This window comes from Streptomyces sp. NRRL F-4489, from assembly GCF_001509485.1.
Classification (GTDB): Bacteria; Actinomycetota; Actinomycetes; order Streptomycetales; family Streptomycetaceae; genus Streptomyces.
In genome coordinates this window covers 1-4,313 of the sequence record NZ_LLZI01000111.1, presented here as the reverse complement: position 1 = coordinate 4,313, position 4,313 = coordinate 1, and the positions used below count along the sequence as shown (strand labels likewise).

The 4,313-nt window shown below is 78.6% G+C and carries 3 protein-coding genes and 1 pseudogene; 2 read left to right on the top strand and 2 right to left on the bottom strand.

The window, feature by feature from the left end:
- Both ADL22_RS10525 and ADL22_RS10520 read right to left on the bottom strand, forming a co-directional pair.
- A pseudogene (locus ADL22_RS10525) lies at window positions 1–264 on the bottom strand (hypothetical protein); the annotation flags it as partial.
- 266 nt (window positions 265–530) lie between these two features.
- Complete coding sequence (locus tag ADL22_RS10520) at window positions 531–1,304, bottom strand: GNAT family N-acetyltransferase (protein ID WP_066976137.1); 774 nt, start codon at window positions 1,302–1,304, stop codon at window positions 531–533.
- A gap of 387 nt (window positions 1,305–1,691) precedes the next feature.
- On the opposite strand from ADL22_RS10520, the gene ADL22_RS10515 reads away from it, so the two are divergent.
- Together ADL22_RS10515 and ADL22_RS10510 are read left to right on the top strand one after the other, a co-directional pair.
- Window positions 1,692–1,985, top strand: coding sequence for a DUF397 domain-containing protein (locus ADL22_RS10515; RefSeq protein WP_066976134.1), 294 nt, complete (start codon window positions 1,692–1,694; stop codon window positions 1,983–1,985).
- Between the two features lie 193 nt (window positions 1,986–2,178).
- A partial coding sequence (locus tag ADL22_RS10510) for a hypothetical protein (RefSeq protein WP_234430631.1) occupies window positions 2,179–4,313 on the top strand: 2,135 nt, incomplete at its 3' end.

Here is a 4,313-nt window from a genome sequence, read left to right as displayed (position 1 = left end):
GGGGTCCGCGTTGCGGTCGGCGGTGGGGGCGGGGGCGGCGGCGGGACCGGGACGCGGCACGGTGAGCGGCCCCGGACCGGCGGCCGTCCAGGTGCGAAGTTCCACGGCGACCCCGAGGGCCGTGAGCAGGGTGCGGGCGTGCGCCTGGAGGCGGGGCGGGTCCGCCAGCCGGGGGCTGTCCGCCAGGGCGCGGGCCACCGTTCCGGCGAACGCGGCGGCGCGCCGGGCGGTGACGGGGAGGGGGACGCGCGGGGCGGTGGGCACGGCGCACCGTGAAGTGCAGACGGGGCGGATGTCCCACGGGCCGTTCGCCGTAACCGGGTTCGCCACGGCCCGGTGCGTCGCCTGATGCGCCGGCCCCGGGTTCGCCACGGGCCCGTAGTCCGCAGGCCCGTTGGCTACGACAGACCCGTTGGCCACGACCGGAACCACCGCGCGCCCGTTGGCCACGGCCTCATCCGCCACGGGCCCGACCAGAGCGCGCCCCACTCCCCCGTTCGTCACTCGCCCCTCCATCGCCCCCCAGAGGTTCATCGTTCACTCCCCAGGAAGAAGTGGCGGTAGCGGGCGGAGAGCCGGTCCATGTCCAGGAGGGTGAAGAAGTCGGCGACGCCGAAGGCCGGGTCGTGGGCGGGGGCGCCGCAGATCCAGGCGCCGATGCGGAGGTAGCCGCGCAGCAGCGGGGGCAGTGCGTTCGGGGCCGGGCGGTCCGGGAGCGGGGCGGTGGGGTGCCAGGGGCGGTGCGGCGTGACCAGGAGGCCGGGCGGCGGGGCGTGGCGGGTGCGGGCCAGCGCCCAGGCGTGGGTGGCGGCGGTGCCGCCGTCGGCGAGCGGGACGGAGGCGCAGCCGGCGAGGTAGCGGTGGCCGGAAAGCAGCGTGTAGCGGGCCAGGGCCCCCCACATCCGGTTGATGACGGCGGCGCCCCGGTGGGCGGGGTGGACGCAGGAGCGGCCGGCCTCGATCAGCGACGGGCGCAGCGGGTCGAGGGCGGTGAGGTCGAACTCGCCGTCGGAGTAGAGGCGTTGGGTCCGCCCCGGGGGCAGCAGGCGGTAGGTGCCGACGACGGCGCGGGTGGGGGTGTGGGTGACGATGAGGTGGTCGGCGAGGTCGTCGAGCGGGTCGATGTCGTGGCCGGCGAGCGGGGTGTCGAGGGCGGCGCCCAGTTCGCCGCCGAAGACCTGGTGGCGCAGCCGCTGGGCGGCCCGCACCTCGTCGGGGGTGGCGGCCAGGGCGACGGTGTACTCGGGGACGGCGGCGGCGGGGGGACCGGGGCGGCCGGCGGACGTGGTCGGTGCCGTGCTCATCAGAGCCTCCGTAGGGGTGCGGGTGCGGCCCTGCCGGGGTGCGCGACCCGATGACCTGGCGTGCTCCTACGCGGCAGACTGTTCCCGGGTGCGCGGTCCGGGCGCGTGAAGCCCAGGGAGCGTACGGGTGAGGGGCCGCGGAACTCTGGTCGACCGCGGTCGAATCCGGTCGAGTGTGATCAGCGGGTGATCGAGTCCGGTCGCCGGGCGGTGCGGTACGGAGAAGCGCACCGGCCCGGCACGAAGGGGACGCACGGCCCTCGCACCCGCCCCCACCAGCGGTTTCCGGCCAATCGCCGCCGCGGGCGGCCGACTTCCCCGGTGGAAGCGCGTGCGGCCGCCGCGTACGCTGACCGGCACAGCTCAGGCGAGTAAGGGGAGCAGGACATGGGCACCGCAGCCGACAAGGAATGGCTCTACGGCCTCGACATCTCGGACGCCGTCTGGCAGCGCCCGCCCGGCGACCCCGACGCGGAGGCGGTGGAGATCGCCTTCCTGGAAGGCGGCGCGGTGGCGATGCGGAACTCCACCGAGCCGGATGTGGTGCTGCGCTACACCGAGGCGGAGTGGCGGGCGTTCGTACTGGGCGCGCGGGACGGGGAGTTCGACCTGGACCGGCATCAGGTGGACGCTTCCGCCGGTCAGCAGCAGGAGTCGCCGACCGGCGAGCAGCAGGGCTGACCGGCGGGCCGCCAGGCCGCCGAGCCGTCAGGCCGTCAGCCGTCACTCGGGCCGGCCGCCGGGGACCGCCCGGCCGCCGGCAGGGCCAAAGCCCCCCGCCTCCGGGCCCCGGCGGGTGCGGCCCAGACGGGTCACCCGTCCGGGGCGCCCGGTGGTGCGGTGACCCGCACCGGATTCACTCGTTCCACGGAATGTGGAGCAGCAGCAGGCGGCAACCCCGCGCCCGGACCGCACCTCCCCCGCCGGAGCCGCCGGCGGGGTCGAGCCCATCGATGTCGAGCAGGCCGAGGCGGCCCTCGTCGAGCACTACCCCCGGCTGACCCGGCTGGCGTATCTGGTGCTGCCGCCGGCCGCCAGCCGCGGGCGGCGGGTGCTGGCCGCGCACGCCGTCGTCCAACGGGCGCTGCCCCGCCGGTCCGGCCCCGGTACGGTGCTGCCCGCCCAAAGGGGCGGGGACCCGGCCCTCGATCCCGGTTACGCGCTGATGCGGCTGCGGGTACTCCGGGCCGCGCTGGCCGCCGGGCGCCGGCGGTGGCCGCTCCCGGCGCCGCTCCCCCAGGTGTGGGGCCTGCGGCTGTTCCCGCGTTCCGGTGGCGCCGACGAACTCGCTCTGGACCAGGCGCTGTCGGAGCTCTCCGGGCCGGCCCGGGCGGCGTTCGTCCTACGGGATCTGGAGCGGCTGACGGTCCAGGAGACCCGGCGGGTGCTGGAGGCCGCGGGGGTCGCCGATCCCCGGGAGGCGCTGGCCGCGGCGGAGCGGGCCGCGGTGCCGGCCGGGAGCCGGGACCGGGCGCTGCTGGAGTCGGTGGAGTTCGACCCGTGCGCCCTCCAGGCCCGGCCGACGGATCTGGTCCGGCGCCGCCAGCACGGCCGGGCGGCGCTGGCGGCCGGGGCGGCGGTGCTGGTCTGCGGGGCGCTGCTCGGGATGCCGGGCGAGGGCTGGGGGCCGGACGGCGCCGCGGCCCCGCCCTACGCCCGCAACGCCGCGGCCGAGGCGGCGCTGGATCCGGGCCGGCTCCTGGTGTCGTCGGCCGCCGCCTGGAAGACCGCGGCCCGGCCGGACTTCGCGGCCTGGCCGGCCCGGGGCGACCGGACCGGCGACAAGGCGCTGCTGCGCCGGGCGCTGGCCGTATGGGCCCGGCCCGGCGCGGGCGTCCAGGTGACCGCGACGCCGGGGACGCCCACCGGGCCGGCCGCCGGACCGCCCCAGCTGCTCTTCGCGGGCGCGGTGGACCACGCGGTGGTGGTGCTCTTCCACGACGGGCTGCGGGTGGTGCGGTACGCGGAGCAGGCCGGCGGCGAGGGGCAGGACGGCGATCCGGCGGTGGGGCTGGACTTCGCGCGGACGGACGGGGCGGCGGCGGGCGCGGCGAGCGCGCTGGTGGCGGGCCGCACGGCGGGCAACGTCCGCTATCTGGTGGCGCCTTGGGTGACGTCGGTGCGGCTGGTGGACCTGGTGCGGCCGGACGCGGGGGCGGGGCAGCGGGTCGCGGTGGGCGAGGACGGGCTGACCGCGCCGGTGCCGGTGCCGCGCCCGGAGGAGAAGTGCACCGGCTGGCCCGCCCTACGGGTCGGCGGGCGGCTGGACGGGCAGCCGGGCGCGGAGGGCGGTGCCGGACCTACCGGGCGCAAGGGCGGTGAGCTGCTGACGGACCTCGGTGAACTGGTCCCGGCCCGGCTCACGTACGGGCCGCCGGGCGCGCCGGGCGCGGTGTCCGGGGCGGCGGGGCGGACGGCGTGGGCGCGTACGGCGTGCGGGCTGTCGGACGTCCTGGGGCAGGGCGTACGGGCGGTGAACGCCTGGCGGTTCGCCAAGCAGCCGCTCCCCGGGGGCGCGGGCCGCGCGGCCTGGCTGTGCGTACGGGCGGAGACCTGGCGCGGGGCGGGGAGCCGCACGATGACGGAGTTCCAGGCACCGCCGCCGGGCGGGCGGCCGGACCCGGCCGGGCGGCCGTATCCGCCGGGCGCGGTGACGGCCCGGGTGGAGGGCGGTACGGCGTGCGGCCCCCGGGCGCCGCGGGTGCTGGCGGGGGTGCTGTGGAAGGGCGCGGACGGCCGGTGGTGGCTGCTGGCGGCGGGCAGCGGACAGGTCGCGTCGGTCACCGCGCGCGGCGGGGTGACCGGGCACGCGGCGGGCCGGCTGCTGGCAGCCCCCGCCCGGCCGGGCGCCCAGGCGGACCTGACGGGCGAACTGGCCGGGGGCGGGGAGGGGGGGGGGCTGTTTGAGACGTGCGTTAAATGTTCTGGGGGGTCGCGCCCCCCAAAAGCCCCGCGACGGCAAGACTTCCGCGGCCCGTGGGGGCCCGTGCGGGCGGAGCGGGCCCCCGC